We start from the raw sequence: 24,083 nt of genomic DNA on the forward strand, positions 1-24,083 counted from the left end.
TGCGATCTGGGAAAAAATGGTACACCTCGATAATCCGGTTGGTTGGCAGGCCAAAAAAATAGCGGCTTATGATAGCGCAGGGTGGCGTAAATGAAAAACCATCATGCCGGTTGATACCCCGTTTGCTGCCGTGGAACGCGAGATAACTGCCAGTTAGCGGCGCCCCAGGCCAATATCTCGGCTGCGTTCGCCCCGTGTAACTCGATGGGGGCCGGATGGCCGAGAAAGGCCAGTGCAGCCAGCAGGTGGCGCTCTACCTCATGATCCGGCAGGGCCGGCGCGTGGTTTTGCTTGGAGAGTTTGTTGCCGTCGGGCTGCAGCGCCAGCGGCAGATGCACCCAGTCGGGAACCGGGGCGCCGAGGCGCTGATAAAGCGCAATCTGGCGCACCGTGGGCTCCAGCAGATCGGCGCCGCGCACCACCTCGGTAATGCCGCTGTCCATGTCATCAATCACCACCGCCAGGTTATAGGCATACAAGCCGTCACGCCGGCGAATGATGAAATCCTCTTCGGCCAGCCTAGGGGCCACCTCAATACGCCCCTGCAGGGCATCATCGAAGTGATAGACCGGGTGGCTTTGGCGCAGGCGGGCGGCGCAGCCGGAGGCAGACAGTGCCAGCGTTCGGCAGGTGCCGGGGTAAAACCCCCCTGCGTCGGCAATCTCGCGGCGGGTGCAGCGGCACCAGTAGAGATCGCCGCTCTGATAGAGCTGCTCAATCACCTCGTCATAGCGCTGATGGCGCTGGCTTTGGAACATCACCTCGCCGTCCCAATGCAGGCCGTAACGCTCCAGGGTGCGCAAAATCAGGGTGCTGGCCCCGGCCATCTCCCGTGGCGGGTCGATATCTTCAATCCGCACCAGCCAGCGTCCGCCCTGTGCACGGGCCTGCAGGTAGCTGCCCACGGCAGCGATCAGCGAGCCGAAATGGAGGGGACCGGAAGGGGAAGGGGCAAAACGGCCGACGTAGGGCTGGGTCATGAAGTTATCCGAAACGCATTACACAGGGCGCATTCTGCGCCGCCAGCGGAAAAACTCAAGTCTACCCGGTTCATCCTTCTGTCATGAATGGCTGGTTTGATGGTGCCAAGCAGGAAGGGGTGGGCAGGTTTGCCTGAGGGTGGCACAACAATGCTACCCACGCGCAAAGTTGGCACGTATCGTGAATCACTCTGATTGCAATGGCAGGGGCACCTCCTGCCAGTTCCTGCACGTTCCTTTGCTCTTTGCGGGGGGCACTGATCTCAGGGCCTTTCGCTGCGCTCCGTCATGTTTGAACGGCCACTCACTGTTGAGTGGCCGCTTTTTTTATATCAAAACGCAGTTTTTTCAGTTTGTTTTAACTGTTTCACTGAACTTGGCATGGCAGATGCAAAGTATTTATCGTCCTGCCAGGCAGGATGTGTGTGTTCTTGACCCAGGTTTCAGGTATTGGCTGGCCCGGGATGGGCCAGTCCCTTTTTTCTGGTGCAAGAGGCACGTTTCGTCTGCATGAAGCCCCATTCCTGGGAGGGCAAAATTAGCTCCCCCACGTTTTGATAACCGCCCGCAGGGCGGTTTTTTTTCGTCTGGGCCTCGTTTAAAGCGCCTGATGGTGCAGTCGCGTGAGCAACTGCACCATCAGGGTGCGCATTACACTGCACCGAACTGGCGCACTGTGACCATCACGCGTGCAGGTTGCGGCTCTCGATCACCAGTTTGCCAACCATGTCACCGGCTTCCACGATTCGGTGGGCTTCAGCCAGCGTCTCGGTAGTCAGGGTCGGCAGAGTGCGGGTCAGGGTGGTGCTGAGCTTGCCCAGATCAACCAGTCGTGCGACGGCGGTCAGTAGCTCATGTTGGCGCACCATGTCCGGGGTGTTGAACAGGGAGCGGGTAAACATGAACTCCTGGCTGAAGGTAACGCTCTTGGCTTTGAGCAGCGACAAATCCCACGGCTCGGCGGATTCGGCGATGGTGCAGATATGGCCAAACGGGGCGCTGAGCTCAGCCATGGTTTTCCAGTGCTTCTCGGTGGCATTGGTGCAGAAAATGGCGTCCAGCTTGTCGATGCCGTTGGCAAGCAGCTCCTCTTTCAGGTGGTGATGGTTGACCACGAGATCTGCCCCCATCTGCAGGCACCAGTCGCGACTCTGCGGGCGGGATGCGGTGGCAATCACCTCCATCTTCGGCAAGAAATGGCGTGCCAGCTGGATGGCAATTGAGCCAACGCCACCGGCGCCGCCGATGATCAGCAGGCGTCCCTTGCTCTCGCTATTAAGACCGATGCGCTCAAACAGCGCTTCCCAGGCAGTGATGGCGGTCAGCGGCAGCGCGGCGGCTTCGGCATCGCTCAGGCTGCTCGGTGCCAGAGCGGCGATACGCTCATCAATGCACTGTAGGGCGGCATTGCTGCCAGGACGGCTGATGTCGCCGGCATACCAGACCCGATCACCGGGCTTAAACAGGGTGACGGCACTCCCGACGGCGACCACCTCACCGACCGCATCCCAACCCAATACGCGGGGAGCCGGCTCTACTTTCTCTTTGGGAGCGCGCACCTTGACGTCCACCGGGTTGACGGACACTGCCGCTACCTTGACCAGCAGATCGTGTTCACGCGGGGTCGGGGTGGGCAACTCGGCGTTGATAAAGCACTCGGGGTGGTTACTCGGCAGATAACGGGTCAATGCGATGGCTTTCATGAATAGGGCTCCTTATGTGGCTTGGCAAACAGTGTAGATCCCTTCATTATTCTGATTAAGATGGGTTATCTGATAAGACTGTTCGCATAAATGAACAATCAACCGCTAGAGCTGATGGGATTGTTTGCCGTGCTGGTGGAGCAGGGCAGCTTTACCGCGACTGCCGAATTGCTCGGCATGCCCAAATCCTCGGTGAGCCAGAAGCTGGCTAGGCTCGAGGCGCATCTTGGGGTGCGTCTGCTGCAGCGCACCACCCGCCGCTTGAGCCTGACTCCGCAAGGGGAGATCTATTACGGCCACTGCCGGGCCCTGCGCGAGCAGGCCGAGCGGGCGGCGCGCGATATGGCAATGCTCAGTGCCGAGCCATCGGGACGACTGCGCATCACGGCGCCGGAGGCGAGCGGAACTCTGCTGCTTGGCAGCATGCTTGCCGAGTTTCAGCTCGCTTATCCCCAGGTGGCCATTGAACTGATTCTGACCGACCAGCAGCAGGATCTGATTGCCGAGGGGTATGACTTGGCAATCCGCGCTGCGCCGCTTAAAGACTCGAGCTTTATCTGCCGCAAGGTGGGGGCGGTGTCTCGCTTTCTGGTGGCGTCACCGGACTATCTGGCGCGCAGGGGCGTGCCGGTGCGGGTGGAGGAGTTGCAGCAGCACGACTGTCTGCGCCACCTGTCGCTGCCCAACTGGCCGCTGGGGGATAAGAAGATTGCAGTGCCCGGCCATTTGCAGTGCAACAGCCTGCTGGCCCTGCACAACATGGCATTGGCGGGCGCCGGTATTGCGCTGCTCCCCGAGCATGTTTGCCGGAGCTCTCTGCAGGAGGGGCGCCTGCAAGTGGTTCTCGAGCAGGTGCCAGTCCCGCCCAACCCTTTCTATTTCATCTATCCGAGCCGTGAATATCTGGCGCCGGCGCTGGTGGCACTGATGGACTGGCTGGTGAAACGGTTGCCGTTTTCCGGTAACCGCAATCAGACAATCTGACCGCTTGGCTGGGTGTGATACTGACCGAGCGGCACCGATTGGCGGCTGGCCAACATGCGGATCTGCGCTTCGACCGGCGTGGCGTTGGGGCCCAGCACCAGCACCAGTTGCTGGTCGCTGACCACCATCCAGGAGAGGCAGCCCAGCTCTGGCAGGCGACGTTGATCGACCAGATTCATGTTGCAGACGCGCAGGCTAAGGCGCGTCAGACAGACGCTCATGGCTTGCAGATTATCCAGCCCGCCCAAGGTTTTCAGATACTGGATAGCCAGCATCTGGGGATCGGAAGAGGGCAAGGTGGTCGGGGCATGGGGCAGTTGCGGTGTGATCTGGGCCAGCGTCTGCTCTTCGAGCAGCAGCCAGAAGACGATGGCGTAGCAGACAAAGAAGAGAATACCGATGGGGATCAGCCAGAAGGCGTGATGGCCACTCGGGGCGCACAGCAGCAGATCGAGCAGGCCGGCCGAGAAGTAGCTGCCCACTTGGATGCCTATCTCGTTACACAGGGCGAACGAGATGCCGGTTAGCACCGCATGGGTGATAAACAGGCGCGGAGCGGTAAAGGCAAACAGAAACTCGATAGGTTCGGTAATCCCGAGCAGCGCCGAGGTGAGCGCCAGGGTCAGCATCAGACCGCCATGTTCCGGTTTACCTTCACGTTGACGATGCAGCCAGATGGCGAATGTCGCGCCGGGCAGGCCGAACATGATGATGGGGTAGAGGCCGGCCACAAACTCGGAGTAAGGGGGAATGGATTGCTGCAGGGTTTCCAGATCGCCGGTCCCGATACCGACCAGGCTACCCAGCACCTGGTGCAGACCGAGCGGGATCAGCAGCCGGTTAAGCATGCCGTAACAGAAGGTGCCCAGCGGTGAGTCGATCATGTCCTGGGCGAGCAGCACGATGCCGTGCTCGAAATGGGGCCATACCAGCGCCATCGGCAGTACCAGCAGCAGACAGACCAGTGCCGAGGCAAGAGTAGCCGGCACTTCCACCGGCAGATGGCCCAGCAAACCGGGCAGGCGACGGTTGGCCACGAATGGCCAGCAGATGGCGGTGGTGACCCCCACCAAAATGCCGCAGATCATATCGGCGTGCAGACCGGGATGCAGCCCATCCACCCCGCTTGAGAGCAGCAAATAACCCACGGCACCGGCCAGAGCCTGCGAGCCGTGCCCGTCACGACTCAAACCAAAGGCGATCGCGATAGCGTAGATCAGCGGCATCTGGCTGAACAGGGCGTGGCCGGCAATGGCCAGCTCGGGCAGGAAGTGTTCACCAAGACGATTCATCAATGCTGCCACCGGCAGCAGGGAAACCGGCAGCAACAGGGCATAACCCAGTCGCTGCAGGTTCTTGGCGACAGAACGGGGAAACTGCATTTTTACCGCTATTAAAGTGTGACTTGGCGCACAGTTTACCCTATAAATCCCCATTTGGGGATAGTCTTGAATGAATCTCCTGTCAGGCGCGGCGGAACAGTTGTCTCACGTCGGCGCTGGGCGGCGCCGTGCTAAGGCTCACCCCCACAAAAGCAACCAGTGCCAGCAGCAGGCTCGGCACGATGGGATGGGTGCCCCACAGTTTGATACCGGTTTGGCTCAGAATACCGTAGCAGAGCGCACCGCCGAGCATACTGGCTAGCGCCCCGGCGCCGTTAGCGCGCGGCCAATAAAGACCAAGCACCAGCGGCCAGAGAAACACGGCCTGCAAGCCGCCAAAGGCCAGCAAGTTGAGCCAGATGATCATGTCGGGCGGCTGCAGGGCTGCCAGCAATACCAGCGCACCGAGCAGCAGGGTGCACAGCAGCGACAGGCGTGGCACCTGCACCGTCATCTTCTCCGGGCTCGGTTTGCGGTAGTTGAGCCAGAGATCCTTGACCAGCGTGGCCGAGGCTTGGATGAGCTGCGAATCGATGGTCGACATGATGGCCGCCATCGGCGCGGCCAGAAACACCCCGGCCAGCCAGGGTGGCAGCACCGCCATCATCAGCGAGGGCATGATCTTGTCCGGTGTCTCCATGCCCGGCAGGATGGCGCGACCGAGCGCGCCAGCCAGGTGCATGCCAAACATCAGAAAGGCACTGACGATGGTGCCAATCAGAATGCCGCGATGCAGCGCCTTGCTGTCGCGATAACCAAAGCAGCGCACCGCAGAATGGGGCAGGCCAATCACCCCAAGGCACACCAGCACCCAGAAGCTCAGCATAAAAGGCTGGCTGAGCATGTCACCGGCTCCCTGCGGGCTGACCAGCTTGGGATCGATCTGGTGCAGGCTGTGGATGAGGTTAGCCATGCCGCCACCGGCAACCAGCACTCCGCCGAGCAGCGCAGCCGTTCCGATCATCATGATCACTCCCTGCACCGCATCGGTCAGTACCACGGCGCGAAAGCCGCCGATCACGGTATAGAGCAGTACGCAGCCGGCAAACAGGAACAAGCCCTGCTGGTAGGAGAGTCCGGTCGCGGTCTCGAGCAGGCGGGCACCACCGATAAACTGCACCACCATGGTGGCGATAAAGGCCAGTACGATGGTGATGGAGCCGATAAACACCACGGCGCGTGAGCGGTAGCGGGCCCACAGCATGTCGTTGATGGTCACGGCATTGACCCGCCGAGCGATGATGGCGAACTTCTTGCCCAGTACCCCGAGGGTCAGCCAGACAGTCGGCAGCTGGATCATCGCCAGCAGTACCCAGCCCAGTCCGACCTTGTAGGCCGCGCCCGGCCCACCGATAAATGACGAGGCGGAGGTGTAGGTCGCCACCAGCGTCATGGCCAGCACCAGCCCGCCCATGCTGCGGTTACCGATAAAGTACTCTTCGATAAAGTTGCCACCTTGGCGGCGCCGGTTGGCCCACAGGCCCACCGCCAGCACCACGATCAGATACACCACCAGCGGCAGCATCAATTCAATTTTCATGCTGCTCCTCCGTGGCATCGAGGCTGACATCGACAAACAGGTGATTGAGCATCAGGGCGCACAGGACGATAAACAGCAGTGGCATCACAATGCAGCTCAGCAGAAACCAGAGCGGAATACCCAGACAGAGCAGCTGGGGCGAAATCCAGTAGGCGCTGGCATACCAGGCCACGAAATAGAGCAGGGTCAGCCCGAGGCAGAGCAGGGCTTCCCGGCTGGCAAGGGTAAAGCGGTTCACCTTGGCCTCCATCACAGTGAAGGGCGCAAGAATAACAAAAAAGGGCCATGTCGCCATGGCCCTTTTCACGCTACGGATAAGCGATGCTTACAGTCCGAGCTTCTTGTGCAGGTAGTGGATGTTGGTCCCACCGTGCTGGAAGTTCTCGTCCTTCATAATCTCTTTTTGCAGCGGAACGTTGGTCTTGATCCCCTCAACCACCAGCTCGTCGAGCGCCTGGCGCATGCGGGAGATGGCGACGTCACGGTTCTCGCCAAAGCAGATCAGCTTGCCGATCATCGAATCGTAGTGGGGCGGTACCTTGTAACCGGCATAGATATGCGAGTCCCAACGTACACCCAGACCACCCGGCGCATGGAAGCGCTGGATCAGGCCCGGCGACGGCATGAAAGTCGCCGGATCTTCGGCGTTGATACGACACTCGATGGCGTGGCCACGAACGCGTATATCCTGCTGGGTGATCGACAGGGGCTGACCGGCGGCAATGCGCAGCTGCTCCTTGATCAGATCGACACCAGTAACCTGCTCGGTCACCGGGTGCTCTACCTGAATACGGGTGTTCATTTCGATGAAATAGAACTCGCCGTTTTCGTAGAGGAACTCGAACGTACCGGCGCCGCGATAGCCGATTTCGATACAGGCGCGCACACAACGCTCGCCGATGTTGCGACGCATCTCTTCGGTGATACCCGGAGCCGGCGCTTCTTCCACCACCTTCTGGTGACGACGCTGCATGGAGCAGTCACGTTCACCGAGGTAAACGGCGCTGCCCTGACCATCGGCCAGCACCTGGATCTCGATGTGACGCGGGTTCTCCAGATACTTTTCCATGTAGACCATGTCGTTCTTGAAGAACTGGCCTGCTTCGGATTTGGTCAGCGCGATGGCGTTCGCCAGCTCGGCTTCACTGCGTACCACACGCATACCGCGACCACCGCCACCACCGGCGGCCTTGATGATCACCGGATAACCGATGCGTTTGGCAATGGCAGCGTTACGCTTGGCGTCATTATCAACCGGACCGTCAGAGCCCGGAACGCACGGAACGCCAGCCTTCTTCATCGCCTCGATGGCGGAAACCTTGTCACCCATCAGGCGAATGGTTTCGGCGCGCGGGCCGATGAAGATGAAGCCGGATTTTTCCACCATCTCGGCAAAGTCGGCGTTCTCGGAGAGGAAGCCGTAGCCCGGGTGGATGGCCACAGCGCCGGTCACTTCAGCGGCGGCGATGATGGCCGGAATGTTCAGGTAGGAGTCGGTACTGGCCGGTTTACCGATACAGATCGACTCGTCAGCCAGCAGTACGTGCTTGAGCTCGCGATCCGCGGTCGAATGCACGGCCACGGTCTTGATGCCCAGCTCCTTGCAAGCGCGCAAGATTCGCAGGGCAATCTCGCCGCGGTTGGCGATGACTACTTTATCCAGCATGAGACGTCCCTTATTCGATGATGAACAGCGGTTCGTCAAACTCGACGGCCTGGCCGTTCTCGATCAGGATGGCCTTGATGACACCGGACTTGTCCGATTCGATCTGGTTCATCATCTTCATGGCTTCGACGATGCACAGGGTCTCGCCGACGCTGACCTGCTGACCCACTTCCACGAACGACTTGGCATCCGGGCTGGAGGAGCGGTAGAAGGTGCCGACCATCGGCGAACGCACCAGATGACCGCTCGGAGCAGCATCGGCAACCGGGGCGGCAGCAGCGACAGGGGCCGCAACCGGGGCAGCCATCGCGGCAACCTGCGGCATGATCATCTGCGGAGCGGCAGTCACCTGACCGGAGAAGTTGCGGCTGATGCGCACCGACTCTTCGCCTTCGGAAATTTCCAGTTCAGCGATGCCGGACTCTTCTACCAGTTCAATCAGTTTCTTGATCTTGCGGATATCCATTAGCATTCTCTTTCTTCTTTTATCTGGTCGTGAAAGATGATGCGGCGCGCAGATGACGCACTGCCGCGGTTAAGGCAAACTCGTAGCCGTCAGCACCCAGGCCGCAGATGACGCCCTTGGCGACATCCGACAGATAGGAGTGGTGACGGAAAGGCTCCCTGGCGTGGACGTTGGACAGGTGCACCTCAATAAAGGGGATGGCCACCCCCAGCAACGCATCGCGCAGGGCGACGCTGGTGTGGGTGAAGGCTGCCGGGTTGATGATGATAAAATCAACCTCGCCCATCGCCTGGTGGATGCGGTTGACCAACTCGGCTTCTGCATTGGATTGCAGGTGATCCAGCTCGACATCCAGTGCGATGGCCTGTTGTTGCAGGTCATTGACGATGTCCGCCAGCGTCTTGCTGCCGTAGATCCCAGGTTCCCGTTTTCCCAGCAGATTAAGGTTGGGACCGTTAAGCACGAGAATTCGGTGTTTTTGGGCCATGTTGTGGTCATCCTCGCCGAATTTGCAGTGATCTTCGCACTAACTTGCGACCATCATGCAATCTAGCTATTTTTTGCTCGATCGAGTGTGCCCAGGCACACAGATTTCGCAATTATATTGATTTCGTGAAAAATCACAGCATTTTACTGGTCTAATCTCTACATCAGGTGCTTTTTTGAACAAATCTAGCCATTTGACAGCGTGCCGCAATCGTTTCTAAATGGGGCTCACTGATATTGCCGGAGAAGAGAAAAATGAAGCGAAGCCTGATGATCCTGCTTGCCCTTGGCCTGACCGGTTGCTCCCTGCTGGGGGCCAGCAATTCGGCCTCGCTGCAAGCGACCCGCTGGCAACTCCAAGGGGCCGACGGGGAGCGCTTCACCCTGCAAGTCGCCGGTGACCGGTTAGCCGGTATGGGGGGCTGTAACCGCTACTTTGCCGCCGCCAGCATGCCCTCCGACGGGGTACTGTCGCTCGGTCCGGTGGGCTCGACCCGCATGCTCTGCCCCGAGCCCGCGTTGGCGCAGCAAGAGCAGCAATTTTTGCAGGCGCTCGGGCAAGTGAGTAGCTATCGCATCGACGGGCAGACTCTGGAGCTGCACGGTAGCGCTGGCCAGACGCTGTTGACGCTGGTGGCGCAGCATCCCTGATCCTCAGATGTGAGACCACGTTGCCGGCAAATGGTTGCACTTTTTTGCCGGCAACCGACACCGTCTGTCGCAATCTTTAGGATTGACTGACCGAAACGTGACCTTGTTGTGAAAAGCTCACCGCCTCTTAACCACCGCGCTGATAACAGAAGCGTTTGCGACGGCGATAGGGAAACACATCCTCGATATGGCCGCCCTGAATCTTCTGCTGTAATCCTTGCCAGAAACTCGCCTCGAACATCTCTTTGTGCAGCGCCAGCATGATCTCGCGCACCAGCGGCTTTTGCAGCAGGAAGGTGGCGAACTCTTCGGGGAAGATATCGTTGGGCGCTACCGAGTACCAGGGCTCTGAACTGAGCTCATCTTCCGGATAGCGCGGTGGCGGGATCTGGCGGAAGTTGCACTCGGTCATGTAGCAGATCTCGTCGTAGTCGTAGAACACCACCCGACCGTGACGGGTCACGCCAAAGTTTTTAAACAGCATGTCACCGGGAAAGATGTTGGCGGCCGCCAGTTGCTTGATGGCGTTACCGTACTCTTCCAGCGCCAGCCGGGTTTGCTGCTCGTCCGCCTGCTCGAGATAGAGGTTGAGCGGCGTCATCTTGCGCTCGGTATAGAGGTGGCGGATCACCAGCTTGTCGGCCGTGATGGTCAGCGCCGATGGTGCCACCCGTTTGAGCTCGTCGAGCAATTCGGGATGGATGCGCTCGAGTGGAAACTCAAAGTTGGTGAACTCCTGGGTATCGGCCATACGGCCGACCCGGTCGTGCTGCTTAACCAGCCGGTATTTCTCTTTGACCTGGGCATGACTCACCTCCTTGGGCGGGGTGAACTCGTCTTTGATGATTTTGAACACCACGTCATAAGAGGGGAGGGTAAACACGCTCATCACCATCCCCTTGATACCCGGGGCGATAACAAACTGATCGCGGCTGCGTGCCAGATGCTGCAGATAGTGGCGATAGAGCTCGGTCTTGCCGTGCTTTTGGCAGCCGATGGCGTTATAGAGCTCATAATCGGCCTTGTTAGGCAGGATCTGGCGTAAAAACGCCACATGCAGCGCCGGCTCGGGGGAGTAAACCATGAAATAGGCGCGGGCAAAGCCAAAGATGATAGAGGCGATATCCGGCTCGAAAATCACGGTATCGATAAAGAGTGCCTCGCCGCTGTTCATCATTGGCAGCAGGAAGGGATAGATGCCGCTGCGACTGCGGATCAGCCCCACCAGATAGGCCGCCTTGTTGCGATAAAACACCTCTTTGAGCATCTCTATCTCAAAGCGCTCTTCCTGCAACTCGGCCGGGCCGCTTTCAGAGAGATGGCGGCAGACATCGAAAATATCACGCTGAATATCTTCATAGGGCAGGGTGAAGGTGTAATCGCCCAGGATCTGGCGCAAGGTGCGCGGCAGGCTACTGGCATCGGTCGGATAGCAGCGCAGCAGTTTGCCCAGATCCGGGTGCTCGCCACGGCTCTGGAACGGGTGAATGTAGAGGTTTTCATCGCGGATATTGCGGTGACGAAAGATGCGCCGGTACACCGAATTGAAAAAGGATTCGGCCACCTCGAAGTTTTCGCAGCGTGGCAGCAGATCACTAAACGCGCTTTTGACCTGCTTGAGAAACGCCTGGCTTGGGTGGTGTTCGCCCATCATGGTGCGAATCGAGGCGGTAGTCGCCCCCACATGGTGGTCATAGAGCCTGATGCGCTCACGCCCAGCGAGCTGCACGCCAAGCCAGTCGCTGTGCTCAAACCGGCTCTTGGCGCCACGGGTGATCTCGAGAAACCGGCTGTAGAAGGATTCAAAGCGCTGCAGTATGGTCTCGGCGACCGCTTGTTCCAGAGGGGGAGTCATAGGGCACATTCCTTGTGGCTTTTTTAGCCACTATGGCAAGCATCAAACAGTCGTTCAAGTGGCATTTTGCCGATGAACGGGGTAGATTGCGGCCCCCCGTTTCGCCGCGATGATGAGAGGACCCAACCCATGAAGCTCCACTTTGTTCTGGTGGCCCCGGCCCGTCCCGAGAACGTCGGCGCTGCTGCCCGTGCCATCAAGACCATGGGGTTTGATGCCATGCGCATCGTCGCAAGCCAGGCCCATACCGAAGAGGCGGCCGGCTGGGTTGCCCACGGCGCTCAGGATGTCCTCGCCAATGCACAAGCCTTTGCCACCTTGCCCGAGGCGCTGGCAGATATGGATCTGGTGATCGCCACCACGGCGCGCCAGCGTGGCCGCTATCAGCACCTCCTCACTCCGGCGCAAGTGCGTGAGCATATTGCCGAGAAAACCGTGGAAAATGTTGCCATCGTGTTTGGATGTGAGGAGTCTGGCCTCTCTAACGAACAGCTGGCCCAGTGCGACCTTATCAGCTATCTGCCGCTGCGGGTCACCTACCCGTCGCTCAACCTGGGACAGGCCATCATGCTCTACGCCTGGGAGATGAGCCCGCTGCTCGGTGTGGCCACGCCGACAGCAGAAGATCGCGTCAGTTCTGGGCAGGTTAGGGTCTTGAAAAACAAAACGGCAGAACTGCTCGGTGAACTGGGCGTTTCACAGGATGAAAAACTGTATCAGTGGGTACAAGACCGGGTGCCCATGCTGCCGCAGCGCGATTTAAACATGCTTCACCTCCTGTGCAAGGACCTCGCTCGCCGTCTGGGTCTCGAAGATTGAGTTGACAGCCTCGCATCCGGCAAGGTATTGCTAGATACAGTTCAAATTTCAGAGATTTCGTTCATGTCTGCGTTCCTGCGTACTACCACCACCATTATTACCGGTACCACCACGGGTGGCACTGGGGTCGGTTGATACGCGAACGAAACACGTTCCAAATCACGAAAAGGCCCGTACCACCCAGTACGGGCCTTTTTGTTAGGCGATTTTACAGGGAGAGAGATGCGATGAGAGTGTTGAAGTTTGGTGGGTCTAGCCTTGCGGATCCGGAGCGTTTTCTGCGGGCCGCCGAGATCGCCGTTAATACCCATAGCCAGTCCCAGGTGGCACTGGTTCTGTCGGCGCCGGCCAAGGTGACCAACCATCTGGTGGCGCTGGTCGAGCAGACCAGCCGTGGCATGGATGGCCAGGCCACCCTCGCTGACATCCGCGCCATTTTCGAACGAGTTCTGGCCGGTCTCAAGGCGGCGTTCCCGGCGCTGGACGATGCCAAGCTCAAGGCGCGTCTTGACTCTGAACTTGCCACCGTCGAGCGCCTGATGCGCGGTATCAGCCTGCTGGGTCAGTGCCCGGACAACGTACAAGCCCGCATCTTAAGCCGCGGCGAAAACCTCTCCATCGCCTTTATGACGGCCCTGCTTGAAGCACGTGGCATCAAGACCGGCTTTATCAGCCCCGAGCAACTGCTGGTCACCGACGGCAACTTCCTCGAAGCCCATGTCAACATCGAAGCCTCCCGCGTCCGTTTTGCGGCTGCCGGTCTTGATAAGGAGCGTTTCTACCTGATGCCGGGCTTTACCGGAGGTAATGAAAAGGGTGAGACCGTGCTGCTGGGTCGCAACGGCTCGGACTACTCCGCAGCCGTGCTGGCCGCTTGCGTCGATGCCGAGTGCTGCGAAATCTGGACTGACGTAGAGGGCTGCTACAGCTGTGACCCGCGTCTGGTGCCGGATGCCTACCTGCTCAAGACGCTCTCTTACAAAGAGGCGATGGAGCTCTCCTATTTCGGTGCCAAGGTATTGCACCCGAAAACCGTGGCGCCGGTTGCCCAGTTCCAGATCCCCTGCCTTATCAAAAACAGCTTCAACCCGCAGGGGCCGGGCACCCTCATCAGCGCTGACAGCGGCGATGACAACCTCAAGGTCAAGGCCATCTCGGATCTCTCCGGCATGTGCATGTTCAACGTCTCCGGCCCCGGTATGAAGGGCATGGTCGGCATGGCCGGTCGTATCTTCGCCGCCGTCTCGCGCGCTGGCGTCAGCATTGTGCTGATCACCCAGTCCTCCAGCGAATACAGCGTCAGCTTCTGCATCCACAGTTACGATCAGGAGAAGACCCGCAAGGTGCTCGAGCGTGAATTTGCGCTGGAGTTCAAAAACCAGCTGCTCGACCCGCTGGAGATCGTCGGCGATCTGGCCATCATCTCCCTGATCGGTGACGGCATGCGTACCGCGACCGGCATGGCCGCCCGCTTCTTTACTGCATTGGCGCAGGCGTCTATCAACATCGTGGCGATTGCCCAGGGCTCGAGCGAGCGCTCCATCTCTGCGGTAGTGCGTTCGGGCAAGGTGGCGGAAGCCATCAAGTCGTGCCACCAGAACTTCTTTGGCAGCCAGCAGTTTATCGATCTGTTTATGGTCGGTGTCGGCGGCGTCGGTGAGGCGCTGGTCGAACAGATCCGCCGTCAGCAGCCGGTATTGGCCGAGCAGGGCATTGGTCTGCGCGTCGTGGCGCTGGCTAACAGTCGCCAGATGGTGAGCGGTAAAGCGGGTCTGGATCTCTCCAAGTGGCGTGAACTGCTGGCCGAAGGGCGCGAAACGTTCGATCTCGAATCGGTCAAGCGACTGGCCGAAGAGAGCCATATCATCAACCCGGTGATCGTCGATTGCACCTCGAGCGATGATGTCGCCGCCCAGTATGCCGACTTCCTGGCGGCCGGTTTCCACGTGGTGACCCCGAACAAGAAGGCCAACACCGGCTCGATGGAGTTCTACAAGGCGCTGCGCCGCACCGCCCAGCAGACCCGTCGCAAGTTCCTCTACGAGACCAACGTCGGTGCCGGTCTGCCGGTTATCGAAAACCTGCAGAACCTGATCAAGGCCGGTGACCGCCTGCGTGCCTTTGACGGCATCCTGTCGGGCTCGCTCTCGTTTATCTTCGGCAAACTCGACGAAGGGATGGCCTTTAGCGAAGCGACCAAGCTGGCCCGTGGCAACGGCTTTACCGAGCCGGATCCGCGTGATGACCTGAGCGGCATGGACGTGGCGCGCAAGCTGCTGATCCTGGCCCGTGAAGCCGGTATGCCGCTTGAGCTCTCCGATGTCGAGGTCGAGCAGGCGCTGCCGCCCGGCTTTGATGCCAGCGGTGATGTCGACAGCTTTATGGCCCGTCTGCCGCAAGCCGATGGCTGGTTCCGCGAGCAGTTCGCCCTGGCCCAGAACGAGGGCAAGGTGCTGCGTTATGTGGGCTCTATCGAAGGTGGCAAGTGCAAGGTCGCCATCAAGGCGGTCGGCGCGGACGAGCCGCTATTCAAGGTCAAGGAGGGTGAAAACGCCCTGGCGTTCTTCTCTACCTACTATCAACCGATTCCGCTGGTGCTGCGTGGCTATGGCGCCGGCACTGAAGTGACCGCCGCCGGTGTGTTCTCCGACATCCTGCGCACCCAAAACTGGCAGCAGGAGGTATAAGCATGAGCGTAGTGGCCTATGCACCGGCATCGAGTGCCAACTTAAGCGTCGGGTTTGACGCACTGGGGGCGGCGCTCGCCCCCATCGACGGCTCACTGCTCGGGGATCGGGTCTTGGTGGAAACCGGTGACAGCCCGTTCTCCCTCTCGGCGGTCGGGCGTTATGCCCACAAGCTGCCTGATGACCCGCAAAAGAACATTCTGTATGACTGCTGGACCGGCTATGGCGAGGCGCTGGTTGCGCGTGGTCTTTCGCTCAAGCCGCTTGCCATGGTGCTGGAGAAAAACCTGCCGGTGGGCTCCGGGCTCGGTTCGAGCTCGTGCAGCGTGGTGGCCGCGCTGGTGGCTCTCAACGAGTTTCACGGCGCGCCCTTGAATGAAGATGAAATGCTGGCTCTGATGGGCGAGATGGAAGGGCGTATCTCGGGCGGGGTTCACTATGATAACGTGGCTCCCTGCTATCTGGGGGGCTTGCAGCTCATCATTGATGAAGCGGGCGTTATCAGTCAGGGCATCCCGGCGTTCGACGAGTGGTATTGGGTGGTCTGCTATCCCGGCACCGTGGTATCGACCGCCGCCGCGCGCGCCATCTTGCCGGCCCAGTATCGCCGGCAGGATTGCCTGACCTACGGTCGCCGCCTGGCTGCCTTTGTGCATGCCAGCTACACCGGGCAGGAGAGTCTGGCCGTCGTCATGCTCAAGGACGTGATTGCCGAGCCTTACCGTGCTGCGCTCATCGATGGTTTCCATCAGGTGCGCGAGCAGGCAGCCCGCAGCGGCGCGCTGGCGACCGGGATCTCCGGCTCCGGCCCCACCGTCTTTTCGGTGCTCAAAGATGCGGCGCAGGCCGAGCGCCTCAAGGCGTGGCTGGAAGCCAATTTTATTCAGAATGAAGATGGATTTGCCCGGGTCTGCAAAATCGACATGCAAGGGGCACGGGTAACAGGAAAGGCGCTATGAATCTCTACAACATCAAGGACAACAGTGAACAGGTAAGCTTCGCCCAGGCCGTGCGCCAAGGGTTGGGGCGTGGTCAGGGCCTGTTCTTCCCCGAACATCTCGCGCCGCTTCCCGACGTGGATGCCCTGCTGGATCTGCCGCTGCGTGAGCGCTCGGCCCGCCTGCTTGGGCATCTGCTCGGTGACGAGGTGAGCGCCGAAAAGCTGCACGCCATGGTCGATGCTGCCTTTACCTTCCCGGCACCGCTGGCCAAGGTGAGCGAGCGCATCCATGCCCTTGAACTGTTCCACGGCCCGACCTTGGCATTCAAGGACTTTGGCGGCCGCTTTATGGCCCAGTGTCTGGCCGCGTTCAGAACCGATGAGAAGATCACCATCCTGACCGCCACCTCCGGCGATACCGGTGCGGCTGTGGCCCACGCCTTCTTTGGCCTGCCGGGCATTGAAGTGGTGATCCTCTATCCGAAGGGCAAGATCAGCCCCTTGCAGGAGAAACTCTTCTGCACCCTCGGCGGCAATATTCGCACTGTCGCCATCGACGGGGATTTCGATGCCTGTCAGGCACTGGTCAAGCAGGCGTTTGATGACGAGCCGCTGAAACAGGCCATTGGCCTGAACTCCGCCAACTCCATCAATATCAGCCGTCTGCTGGCGCAGGTTTGCTACTACTTTGAAGCGATTGCCCAGCTGCCCAAGGCTGAACGGGCCAAGGCGGTGGTGAGCGTGCCGTCCGGTAACTTCGGCAACTTGACCGCCGGTCTGATTGCCAAGGCGCTCGGCCTGCCGGTCAAGCGCTTTATCGCCGCCACCAACGCTAACGACACCGTGCCGCGTTTCCTGAAAACCGGTCAGTGGGAGCCCCACGCTACCGTGGCCACCCTGTCCAACGCCATGGACGTAAGCCGTCCCAACAACTGGCCGCGTGTTGAAGAGCTGTGCCGCCGCATGGGCTGGTCGCTCGAGGCCCTGGGGTCGGCCATGCGTGACGATGCGCAGACCGTCGATGCCCTCAAGCGTCTCTACGGCGAAGGCTATCTGTGCGAGCCGCACGGCGCGATTGCCTGGGATGCGCTGCAAGCGCAGCTGGCTGATGACGAAGTCGGGGTGTTCCTCTGTACCGCTCATCCGGCCAAGTTCAAAGAGAGAGTGGACGATATCCTGGGTCTGGATATCCCGCTGCCCGGCCCGCTGGCCAAGCACGCCGAGCTGCCGCTGCTCTCCCACAACCTGCCGGCCGATTTCGCCAAGCTGAGAGCATTTTTGCTCGGTTAACGCGAGCGCGGTAAGCCGATAAAGCCTCCTCCGGTGACGGTGGGGGCTTTTTTGTAGCCAGATCAGTCAAACGAGGGGCCGTGAGTCACTGACAGCTGCCGTTGCTGCATGGGAGCAAAACGCTGGGTGTAAAAGGGCTCGACTTAAGGTGAAAATCCAGTATGTTGGATTTAATTCCTTTATTGTGGATTAACATGGACTTTCAACAGATGCTGGCGGCGCGCCTGCGCGGATTGCGCGAACAGCAAGGCTGGTCGCTCGAGCAACTGGCCGAGCGCTCCGGGGTGAGCCGCTCCAATATCTCCAATATCGAGCGCGGCCAGAGCAGCCCGACCGCAGTAGTGCTCGATAAACTGGCGACCGCGCTGGGTGTCCCGCTGGCCTCACTGTTTACCAGTGAGCCCGAGGAATCGGTGTCGCCCTGCAGCCGTGTGCAAGAGCAGCCGGTCTGGACTGATCCGCAATCTGGGTATCAGCGCCGCCGCCTGACGGCGTTGGCCCAAGCGCCGCTGCAGATGGTGGAGGTGCGCTTTCCCGCCGGGCAGAGCGTGCACTATGCCCCGCAGCCACTGCCGACCCACTGGCACCAGCAGATCTGGCTGCTCGACGGCGAGATGCAGATTGAATCGCCCGAGGGGCAGTGGCAGCTTCGCGCCGGCGACTGCCTCTGTATGAGCATTGAGGGGGGCACCCGCTTTGTGAATCCGGGCAGCACAACAGCTCGTTATCTGGTGGCCCTGGTACGGAGTACGCATGCCATCTGAGCCAACAGGTATTGACCAAGACGCTGGGCAGAGAGAATGCGGTAAATACAGCTAAGAGCGGCTGGTGCAGTGCTGCAAGGTTTAGCACCGAGCAACAGTAAGAAGAGAGAAAAGAGAGGAGAGCAGGGATGCAAATCAGACTGGATGATGTGACCGACCCGCGCGTGATAGCGCTATTGGAAGAACACTTGAGCGATATGCGTGCTACTTCGCCCCCCGAGAGCACGCACGCCCTCGATTGTGCGGCGCTGCGCGCACCGGATATCAGTTTCTGGACCCTGTGGGATGGGGAAGAAGCGGCTGGCTGTGTGGCCCTTAAACGGCTGGATGCGGAGCATGGCGAGATCAAATCGATGCGCACTGCCACCCGTTATCGCCGCCGTGGCATTGCCCGCCAACTGCTTGCTCATCTGCTCGAAGAAGCCAGAATGCGCGGCTTGACCCGCCTTAGTCTGGAAACCGGCAGCCAGCCATTTTTTGCACCGGCTCACCGTCTCTATCACGCCTTTGGATTTGAAGATTGCGGCCCATTTGGTCACTACCGCGAGGATCCCTATAGCCGGTTTATGACCAAAACAGTGTAAGGCGAGTCTCCTCTTCGAGGACATCCACCTTTTTGACCTCTTCGAGGACATCCACCTTTTTGACAGCGGCGTAGTGGGTTGCTTGGCTTAACTCTTCGAGGACACCCACCTTTTTGACAGCGGCGTAGCGGGCTGCTTGGCTTAAGGCTTAGCGCCGAGGGAGGTTGCTAGGGGCCTTCGAGGACACCCACCTTTTTGACAGGGGCGTAGCGGGCTGCTTGGCTTAAGGCTTAGCGTCGAGGGAGGTTGCCATGACCATCGCCCGTTCACGTCAAATCAGTTTGCAGGATACGCCCTACTACCACGTGGTCAGCCGCTGTGTGCGGCGGGCGTTTCTGTGCGGGGAAGATAGCCATTCCGGCCAAAGCTTCGAGCACCGACGCCAGTGGGTGGTCGACAAGCTGAGTCAGTTGTCGCGGGTCTTTGCCATTGGTATTTGCGCTTATGCGGTGATGAACAACCACTACCATCTGGTGCTGAAAGTCGAGCCAGAAGTGGCAAACGACATCCCTTCGAGGACACCCACCTTTTTGACAGCGGCGTAGCGGGCTGCTTGGCTTAAGGCTTAGCGCCGAGGGAGGTTGCCATGACCATCGCCCGTTCACGTCAAATCAGTTTGCAGGATACGCCCTACTACCACGTGGTCAGCCGCTGTGTGCGCCGTGCGTTTCTGTGCGGCGAAGATAGCCATTCCGGCCAAAGCTTCGAGCACCGACGCCAGTGGGTGGTCGACAAGCTGAGTCAGTTGTCGCGGGTCTTTGCCATTGGTATTTGCGCTTATGCGGTGATGAACAACCACTACCATTTGGTGCTGAAAGTCGAGCCGGAGGTGGCAAACGGCTGGAGTGACCGCGAGGTAGCCGAGCGCTGGGCCGGGCTGTTTCAGTGGCCATTGCTGGTGCGCCGCTGGTATCTGGAAGAGTCGCTGACCGAGCCGGAGTTGGCCGTGGTACAAGGATTACTTGCCCAGTGGCGGGAGCGGCTCTACTCCATCAGCTGGCTGGTGCGTCTGCTTAACGAAAGCCTGGCACGACAAGCTAATCAGGAAGATGGCTGCAAGGGGCACTTCTGGGAAGGGCGCTTCAAAAGTCAGGCGCTACTGACGGAATCAGCATTGCTGGCCTGCATGACCTATGTCGAGCTCAATCCGGTGCGCGCCAAGGTGGCAGAGCGGCCGGAGGAGAGCGATTACACCAGCATCAGCCAGCGGCTGGGTCGTGCAACCGGTGAGCTGCCACCATTGTTGCTGCCGTTTTCCGAGAAACAGCGCGAGCAAGAGCATGCTCTGCCGTATGCGTTTACCGATTATCTGACGCTGGTCGATTGGACCGGACGGGCGATGCGCGATGACAAGCGCGGCCATATTCCTGCCGAGCTTGCGCCGATATTACAGCGTTTGCATCTGGCAGAAAGCAGCTGGCTGCGTCAGGTTAGCGTATTTCGGCGCTCAGGTATCCGAGCAGTTGGGGATGGGGCACTGTGCCAACAATACGCCAACCACTGCGGTCAGCAGCGATGTCGTCATCCTAAGCACTGACCCGCTTTCATTGATTGTCGTCTGGGCCCTGCCGGTATCATCGGCGGCGAGTTCGGCTGTGTGTAAAACCGTCGATTTGCTGAAAACACAACTTTTCCTGCTCGTCACTGCTGGAGATATATGTTTCTCAGGGTAACCAACAAACAATCTCGATAGCACTACGCCTTATCCCAAAAGGTGGATGTCCTGTTTCCCCCTGTCAACATGTCTATCTTGCTTTCTTCCTAATATGAAACCCTCATCAGGTGACTGTTCTATGTGTGTGTTTCTTGTGTATTTTATTCCAAATGATATATCGCTATCTACATCATGTTTGTGAACGACTGACGGAAAACCGCCTAATTCAATGTGTGAGCCACTTGTTTTTAATGAACCAATAGGACTGTTATTTTCTGTTGTGTGTTTTATTGATATCAGTGATTGTATTATAGAGCTTTTGCCAGATGAGTTTGGGCCATATATTAATGTTATGGGAGCCATCCTCATTTTTTGTTTTTGCTTAAAGGATTTAAAGTTCTCTATACTGAATTCTTTTATCATTTTTAAATTGCTTTTTAGATGGTTGGGATCGGGTTGCCTTTTTGACTGTTAGAGTCAACTTACTTGAGTAAATATGTTGGATAAATGAAACGCCCACCTTTTGTTAAATAGAACAATCGATTGCCTAGATTTACTCTTAACCAAAATATATTATAAATGATAAACTCTACATTTTATTATTTCTCGATCTTCGCAGCAGCAGCCAAATCCAGATACCACTGGGTTTCCCCGTGCAGAGCGTGAATCCGCGCAGCGGGGTAGGGCAGGGTTGCGGCGGGTTGAGTAAAGATGGTATGCACCATCTCGGCTTTTTCCTGGCCGAGCACCAGATAGCTGATGCGCTTGGCAGCCTGTAATACCCGAGCGGTTTTCGAGATACGTTGTTGCCCCGATTTGGGGTGGCGGGCGACCACCGACAGATGAGGGTCTTGATAGTCGGTCTGGCCCGGAAATAGCGATGCGGTATGGCCGTCGGCACCCATTCCAAGCAAAATCCAGTCAAACACCGGCACACCGTCAGCCAGGGGCAGGGTGTCGCACATCTCGTTGGCAAAGCGCACGGCTTCGGCCTGCGGCTCTGCTTCGCCCCGAATCCGGTGGATATTCTCTGGCGCAATCGCCACCTGACTAAAGAGCAGGGCATGGGCCTCGCCGTAATTGCTCTCGGCGTGTTCGGGCACTACGCAGCGCTCATCGCCCCACCAAAAATGCAGGTTGTGCCATGCAATGGAGTTTGCATAAGGAGGGCTTGCCAGCAGCTTGAACAATTTTTTCGGGGTACTGCCGCCCGAGAGGGAGATATGCACCGCTCGCCCTTGCTCGCTATAGGCTTTGAGCTCTTGGGCCAGGGAATCAACAACCGCCTCGGCGGTAGGGAAAATCTTCTTTTGGATCATAACTGTGACGCTAAAAGGTGAGGCGGGGCGGATTCCTCGCGCAATAAAGGTGAGCGATTTATTTGGCGTGGGTCGGGCAGACCACTTTTTTCGGCTTTAGATGATAAAGCTCGACGTGCGGGTGGCTAAAAAAGCCCACTTCCCACGGGTTTTTCTGCACAAATGCTTCGCGAATGGGCTCAAACAAGGGGTGTGAGGGCGGGATCTGATACGCATCGGCCTCAATAATGGTGTAGTTCCATTCAATGGCCTGGGTATAGGTAAACACCGCGCGCGAATCAATCACAAAGTGGCAGTGACGATCCCGTTTTAGCAGCTTGGCTTTAAAGGTCGATGGGAAGGTAATAAAGAAAATATCGTCTTCATCAGAGGAGAGAAACGCCAGCACTGTGGTGTGCGGCTGGCTTTGTGCTCCGGTCACCAGCACGCCAATTTTGTTATCCACTTCTCGAAGATCTGCCACCGGCAAGGTGGTCAGCGGCGTGATTGGCAGCGCCAATTCGGGGCGGGTATCCTCCGGATGCTGATAATCGGCGCTGGCCAGCCGGTAAACCACGGTAATGCCGTAATAGAGCTCGCACTCAATGGGCGTAACCAGCACCTGATTATCCCGAACTTTGGCCACCTGACCTTTATAAGAGCAGCGATAGACCTTTAAATCGGCATCGTATTCATCCACCCCGGTGCGATTATCCAGATGCAGGGTGAGCTTGTCGCCCACACTCAGCTGATGCCCTTTGGGGAAGGTCAATAACAGGGTGTCGTTTTCCAACACCTCGACCCCGCAAATATAGACATCAGTCTTTTGCAAAGCGCAATAGCTGGCGGCGACACCCAGAACGGGCGTGCCAATATAGGATCGAAGCGTGGTCTGTGTATTCATGGGTTTTGAGCTCAGCAAGGCGCCCCGTTAAGTCGCCGCAGATGGCCAGAACGGGGTAAAAGCCGGATGGTGGTAATGAGGTGAGGCTGGCGAGAAAGCAAATCAGGCATGGCAGCCACGCTACCGCCCCTGGATTACCGCCTCCACCGTGCGCCCTGAGCTGCGAGAGGACTCCTCACCCTGGGCGCCCTGTGGTTATCCTAAGTAGCTTATAGCGACATTGACCAGCAAAAAGTAAAGCTAAGCCATGGAAAAGGCTGATTTTTTGCGATTAGTCATAAAATGGAACGCTGTAGCGCTAATGCCGAGTGGGGACGTCACGCACGCCAGCAGCACCATCAGAGTGGTACCACAGTATCAACGGTATGTTGAAACACATAAGGATCAGAGAGCAGTTCGAACTGTTCGTCATCCCGGTAAGTGACTGCAACGTGATAGCTTTCTCCGGCAAATGCTTTAACTGCATTGATATCTTCCCAGTAGGTAGCTAGAAAGAAGTGTTCATATGTACCCTGTGTTTCCCTGCGGACAAATGCTCCACAGTTTCCGTTAATACTTTTGGCATGATCGATACCGGTTTTCTCCAGGTGTTTTGCAAATCCGTCTGCGAGCTCAAGTGGCACACAGCCATGCCATGTTCGAACAATCATACTTACTCCCCAGTGTTGGTTATTGATTGATGCGAGTCTGATAATGTCATTGTCACCAGTAATTAGATAGGCTTGCTTTCTCTAACCAGACGAACGGCTAATGAAAAACCACCCGAGTGTGCATCGACATAGCCATGCAACAGATCGACGTAATAATAAAAATTCTGAATATCCTCAACTTGCGTTGAGCTCCAATATGGAGCCGAGTTTTCTCCCATGTCACGTATATCTGAAAGGGTATGTCTAGTCGGTTCGCCAGTACAGGGATTTGTGAATAATGAATAAAGTTCATCAATGGTGGGGAGGCGCCAGTGCTCCCCGCTTTCTATGACTCTTTCAGTTGCCTCTGCCTGCGTCATGAGAGTGGATTCACCAATACAGGTTTTTCCATTCCACATCATGCCTTCACTACAGCGGCGCCAAGTGAGGTTGGTTTGATGATCTATTATACTCTCATTATGAAAGGTAAAGCGTTTTGCTTCAGCAATACAGGATGCTGGAGCTGCAAGTAAATTGAAGGATAAGAATAAAAGCGGCAGGGTTAATATTGTTTTCATAGACTGCTCCGGCATCTATAGTAATTGATGTAAAAATACATGGTAGTGTCCTCTTAATTTATGTGAGCGTATCTTAAATTGACTGATTAATATATGTCGCCCCACTTGTTATAAGTGCCCGTTATTAATTCCGTGAGCTTGAAAGCGTAAATCTTCAGTTGCAAACCCTAGTTTGTCTAGATTGGAATTCGCGTTACAACAACGATAACTATCGGCTATCATA

General features: G+C 57.9%; 23 protein-coding genes and 1 pseudogene. 10 read left to right on the plus strand and 14 right to left on the minus strand.

Translation table 11 applies throughout. The annotated features are described in order from the left end of the window. Positions 1–101: 101 nt before the first annotated feature. Positions 102–980 carry a tRNA glutamyl-Q(34) synthetase GluQRS gene (gene gluQRS, locus BW958_RS08595; protein WP_076575318.1) on the minus strand — a complete coding sequence of 293 codons (879 nt, stop codon included), beginning with the start codon at positions 978–980 and terminating at the stop codon, positions 102–104. Between the two features lie 683 nt (positions 981–1,663). Continuing rightward, positions 1,664–2,683, minus strand: coding sequence for a zinc-binding alcohol dehydrogenase family protein (locus BW958_RS08600; protein WP_076575319.1), 1,020 nt, complete (start codon positions 2,681–2,683; stop codon positions 1,664–1,666). Positions 2,684–2,773: 90 nt separating this feature from the next. Between BW958_RS08600 and BW958_RS08605 the strand changes: the two genes are divergently transcribed. Continuing rightward, a complete protein-coding gene (locus tag BW958_RS08605) occupies positions 2,774–3,667 on the plus strand; it encodes a LysR family transcriptional regulator (protein WP_076575320.1) in 894 nt (297 codons plus the stop codon). Here the strand turns inward: BW958_RS08605 and BW958_RS08610 are convergent. The 6 genes from BW958_RS08610 to aroQ form a co-directional block, all read right to left on the minus strand. After that, entirely contained in the window at positions 3,655–5,049 is a 1,395-nt protein-coding gene (locus tag BW958_RS08610; protein WP_076575321.1) for a PTS transporter subunit EIIC, read from the minus strand. The two genes, BW958_RS08605 and BW958_RS08610, sit on opposite strands and share 13 nt — an antisense overlap. A gap of 82 nt (positions 5,050–5,131) precedes the next feature. Continuing rightward, entirely contained in the window at positions 5,132–6,589 is a 1,458-nt protein-coding gene (gene panF, locus BW958_RS08615) for a sodium/pantothenate symporter (protein ID WP_076575322.1), read from the minus strand. Further along, entirely contained in the window at positions 6,579–6,884 is a 306-nt protein-coding gene (locus tag BW958_RS08620; RefSeq protein ID WP_372629354.1) for a DUF997 family protein, read from the minus strand. Before BW958_RS08620 ends, panF begins: the two co-directional genes overlap by 11 nt. Before the next feature lie 30 nt (positions 6,885–6,914). Next, positions 6,915–8,255, minus strand: coding sequence for an acetyl-CoA carboxylase biotin carboxylase subunit (gene accC / locus BW958_RS08625; protein WP_076575323.1), 1,341 nt, complete (start codon positions 8,253–8,255; stop codon positions 6,915–6,917). A gap of 10 nt (positions 8,256–8,265) precedes the next feature. After that, positions 8,266–8,721: an acetyl-CoA carboxylase biotin carboxyl carrier protein gene (accB, locus tag BW958_RS08630; protein WP_076575324.1), complete on the minus strand. Its 456-nt coding sequence runs from the start codon at positions 8,719–8,721 to the stop codon at positions 8,266–8,268. A 19-nt stretch (positions 8,722–8,740) separates the two neighbouring features. Next, entirely contained in the window at positions 8,741–9,208 is a 468-nt protein-coding gene (aroQ, locus tag BW958_RS08635) for a type II 3-dehydroquinate dehydratase (protein ID WP_076575325.1), read from the minus strand. Between the two features lie 254 nt (positions 9,209–9,462). Between aroQ and BW958_RS08640 the strand changes: the two genes are divergently transcribed. Then, entirely contained in the window at positions 9,463–9,858 is a 396-nt protein-coding gene (locus BW958_RS08640) for an META domain-containing protein (protein ID WP_076575326.1), read from the plus strand. A gap of 127 nt (positions 9,859–9,985) precedes the next feature. Here the strand turns inward: BW958_RS08640 and aceK are convergent, their stop codons facing one another. Further along, on the minus strand, positions 9,986–11,713 hold the full coding sequence (gene aceK / locus BW958_RS08645; protein WP_076575327.1) for a bifunctional isocitrate dehydrogenase kinase/phosphatase: 1,728 nt from the start codon (positions 11,711–11,713) through the stop codon (positions 9,986–9,988). Between the two features lie 129 nt (positions 11,714–11,842). Between aceK and BW958_RS08650 the strand changes: the two genes are divergently transcribed. The 8 genes and pseudogenes from BW958_RS08650 to BW958_RS08685 all read left to right on the plus strand — a co-directional run bounded on the left by BW958_RS08650 (position 11,843) and on the right by BW958_RS08685 (position 20,334). After that, entirely contained in the window at positions 11,843–12,532 is a 690-nt protein-coding gene (locus tag BW958_RS08650; RefSeq protein WP_076575328.1) for a tRNA/rRNA methyltransferase, read from the plus strand. A 227-nt stretch (positions 12,533–12,759) separates the two neighbouring features. Then, positions 12,760–15,219 (plus strand): bifunctional aspartate kinase/homoserine dehydrogenase I, encoded by a 2,460-nt coding sequence (thrA, locus tag BW958_RS08655; protein ID WP_076575329.1) that lies wholly within the window; start codon positions 12,760–12,762, stop codon positions 15,217–15,219. Positions 15,220–15,221: 2 nt separating this feature from the next. After that, positions 15,222–16,178 (plus strand): homoserine kinase, encoded by a 957-nt coding sequence (thrB, locus tag BW958_RS08660; protein WP_076575330.1) that lies wholly within the window; start codon positions 15,222–15,224, stop codon positions 16,176–16,178. Next, entirely contained in the window at positions 16,175–17,449 is a 1,275-nt protein-coding gene (thrC, locus tag BW958_RS08665) for a threonine synthase (protein ID WP_076575331.1), read from the plus strand. The genes thrB and thrC overlap by 4 nt, the downstream gene beginning before the upstream one ends. 194 nt (positions 17,450–17,643) lie before the next feature. Further along, complete coding sequence (locus BW958_RS08670) at positions 17,644–18,213, plus strand: helix-turn-helix domain-containing protein (RefSeq protein ID WP_076575332.1); 570 nt, start codon at positions 17,644–17,646, stop codon at positions 18,211–18,213. Positions 18,214–18,332: 119 nt separating this feature from the next. Further along, positions 18,333–18,797: pseudogene (locus tag BW958_RS08675) on the plus strand (GNAT family N-acetyltransferase); the annotation flags it as partial. Between the two features lie 251 nt (positions 18,798–19,048). Continuing rightward, positions 19,049–19,342, plus strand: coding sequence for a hypothetical protein (locus BW958_RS08680; RefSeq protein ID WP_372629362.1), 294 nt, complete (start codon positions 19,049–19,051; stop codon positions 19,340–19,342). A 41-nt stretch (positions 19,343–19,383) separates the two neighbouring features. After that, on the plus strand, positions 19,384–20,334 hold the full coding sequence (locus BW958_RS08685) for a transposase (RefSeq protein ID WP_076575334.1): 951 nt from the start codon (positions 19,384–19,386) through the stop codon (positions 20,332–20,334). Between the two features lie 165 nt (positions 20,335–20,499). Here BW958_RS08685 and BW958_RS08690 read toward each other — a convergent pair whose 3' ends face one another. The 5 genes from BW958_RS08690 to BW958_RS08710 form a co-directional block, all read right to left on the minus strand. Then, the gene (locus BW958_RS08690; protein ID WP_076575335.1) at positions 20,500–20,874 is read right to left on the minus strand and encodes an AAA family ATPase; all 375 of its coding nucleotides are present in this window, start codon (positions 20,872–20,874) and stop codon (positions 20,500–20,502) included. A gap of 176 nt (positions 20,875–21,050) precedes the next feature. After that, positions 21,051–21,770: a 6-phosphogluconolactonase gene (gene pgl / locus BW958_RS08695; RefSeq protein ID WP_076575336.1), complete on the minus strand. Its 720-nt coding sequence runs from the start codon at positions 21,768–21,770 to the stop codon at positions 21,051–21,053. A 58-nt stretch (positions 21,771–21,828) separates the two neighbouring features. Then, entirely contained in the window at positions 21,829–22,653 is an 825-nt protein-coding gene (locus BW958_RS08700) for a pyridoxamine 5'-phosphate oxidase family protein (RefSeq protein ID WP_076575337.1), read from the minus strand. A 338-nt stretch (positions 22,654–22,991) separates the two neighbouring features. Continuing rightward, complete coding sequence (locus BW958_RS08705; protein ID WP_076575338.1) at positions 22,992–23,303, minus strand: hypothetical protein; 312 nt, start codon at positions 23,301–23,303, stop codon at positions 22,992–22,994. 62 nt (positions 23,304–23,365) lie between these two features. Beyond that, positions 23,366–23,860, minus strand: coding sequence for an Lcl C-terminal domain-containing protein (locus BW958_RS08710; protein WP_179078835.1), 495 nt, complete (start codon positions 23,858–23,860; stop codon positions 23,366–23,368). Positions 23,861–24,083: the final 223 nt, after the last annotated feature.

It is taken from the genome of Aeromonas sp. RU39B (assembly GCF_900156095.1).
In the GTDB taxonomy this organism is placed as follows: Bacteria; Pseudomonadota; Gammaproteobacteria; order Enterobacterales; family Aeromonadaceae; genus Aeromonas.

Bases quoted from the DNA above. Each gene is read 5' to 3' on its own strand.
- BW958_RS08640 (WP_076575326.1), top strand. From the start codon at position 9,463: ATGAAGCGAAGCCTGATGATCCTGCTTGCCCTTGGCCTGACCGGTTGC.
- BW958_RS08685 (WP_076575334.1), top strand. From the start codon at position 19,384: ATGACCATCGCCCGTTCACGTCAAATCAGTTTGCAGGATACGCCCTAC.
- BW958_RS08620 (WP_372629354.1), bottom strand. From the start codon at position 6,884: ATGGCGACATGGCCCTTTTTTGTTATTCTTGCGCCCTTCACTGTGATG.
- pgl (WP_076575336.1), bottom strand. From the start codon at position 21,770: ATGATCCAAAAGAAGATTTTCCCTACCGCCGAGGCGGTTGTTGATTCC.
- BW958_RS08700 (WP_076575337.1), bottom strand. From the start codon at position 22,653: ATGAATACACAGACCACGCTTCGATCCTATATTGGCACGCCCGTTCTG.
- accB (WP_076575324.1), bottom strand. From the start codon at position 8,721: ATGGATATCCGCAAGATCAAGAAACTGATTGAACTGGTAGAAGAGTCC.
- aceK (WP_076575327.1), bottom strand. From the start codon at position 11,713: ATGACTCCCCCTCTGGAACAAGCGGTCGCCGAGACCATACTGCAGCGC.
- panF (WP_076575322.1), bottom strand. From the start codon at position 6,589: ATGAAAATTGAATTGATGCTGCCGCTGGTGGTGTATCTGATCGTGGTG.
- BW958_RS08705 (WP_076575338.1), bottom strand. From the start codon at position 23,303: ATGATTGTTCGAACATGGCATGGCTGTGTGCCACTTGAGCTCGCAGAC.
- BW958_RS08610 (WP_076575321.1), bottom strand. From the start codon at position 5,049: ATGCAGTTTCCCCGTTCTGTCGCCAAGAACCTGCAGCGACTGGGTTAT.
- thrA (WP_076575329.1), top strand. From the start codon at position 12,760: ATGAGAGTGTTGAAGTTTGGTGGGTCTAGCCTTGCGGATCCGGAGCGT.
- BW958_RS08710 (WP_179078835.1), bottom strand. From the start codon at position 23,860: ATGAAAACAATATTAACCCTGCCGCTTTTATTCTTATCCTTCAATTTA.
- thrC (WP_076575331.1), top strand. From the start codon at position 16,175: ATGAATCTCTACAACATCAAGGACAACAGTGAACAGGTAAGCTTCGCC.
- BW958_RS08600 (WP_076575319.1), bottom strand. From the start codon at position 2,683: ATGAAAGCCATCGCATTGACCCGTTATCTGCCGAGTAACCACCCCGAG.
- BW958_RS08690 (WP_076575335.1), bottom strand. From the start codon at position 20,874: ATGATAAAAGAATTCAGTATAGAGAACTTTAAATCCTTTAAGCAAAAA.
- thrB (WP_076575330.1), top strand. From the start codon at position 15,222: ATGAGCGTAGTGGCCTATGCACCGGCATCGAGTGCCAACTTAAGCGTC.
- BW958_RS08670 (WP_076575332.1), top strand. From the start codon at position 17,644: ATGGACTTTCAACAGATGCTGGCGGCGCGCCTGCGCGGATTGCGCGAA.
- BW958_RS08650 (WP_076575328.1), top strand. From the start codon at position 11,843: ATGAAGCTCCACTTTGTTCTGGTGGCCCCGGCCCGTCCCGAGAACGTC.
- aroQ (WP_076575325.1), bottom strand. From the start codon at position 9,208: ATGGCCCAAAAACACCGAATTCTCGTGCTTAACGGTCCCAACCTTAAT.
- gluQRS (WP_076575318.1), bottom strand. From the start codon at position 980: ATGACCCAGCCCTACGTCGGCCGTTTTGCCCCTTCCCCTTCCGGTCCC.
- accC (WP_076575323.1), bottom strand. From the start codon at position 8,255: ATGCTGGATAAAGTAGTCATCGCCAACCGCGGCGAGATTGCCCTGCGA.
- BW958_RS08605 (WP_076575320.1), top strand. From the start codon at position 2,774: ATGAACAATCAACCGCTAGAGCTGATGGGATTGTTTGCCGTGCTGGTG.
- BW958_RS08680 (WP_372629362.1), top strand. From the start codon at position 19,049: ATGACCATCGCCCGTTCACGTCAAATCAGTTTGCAGGATACGCCCTAC.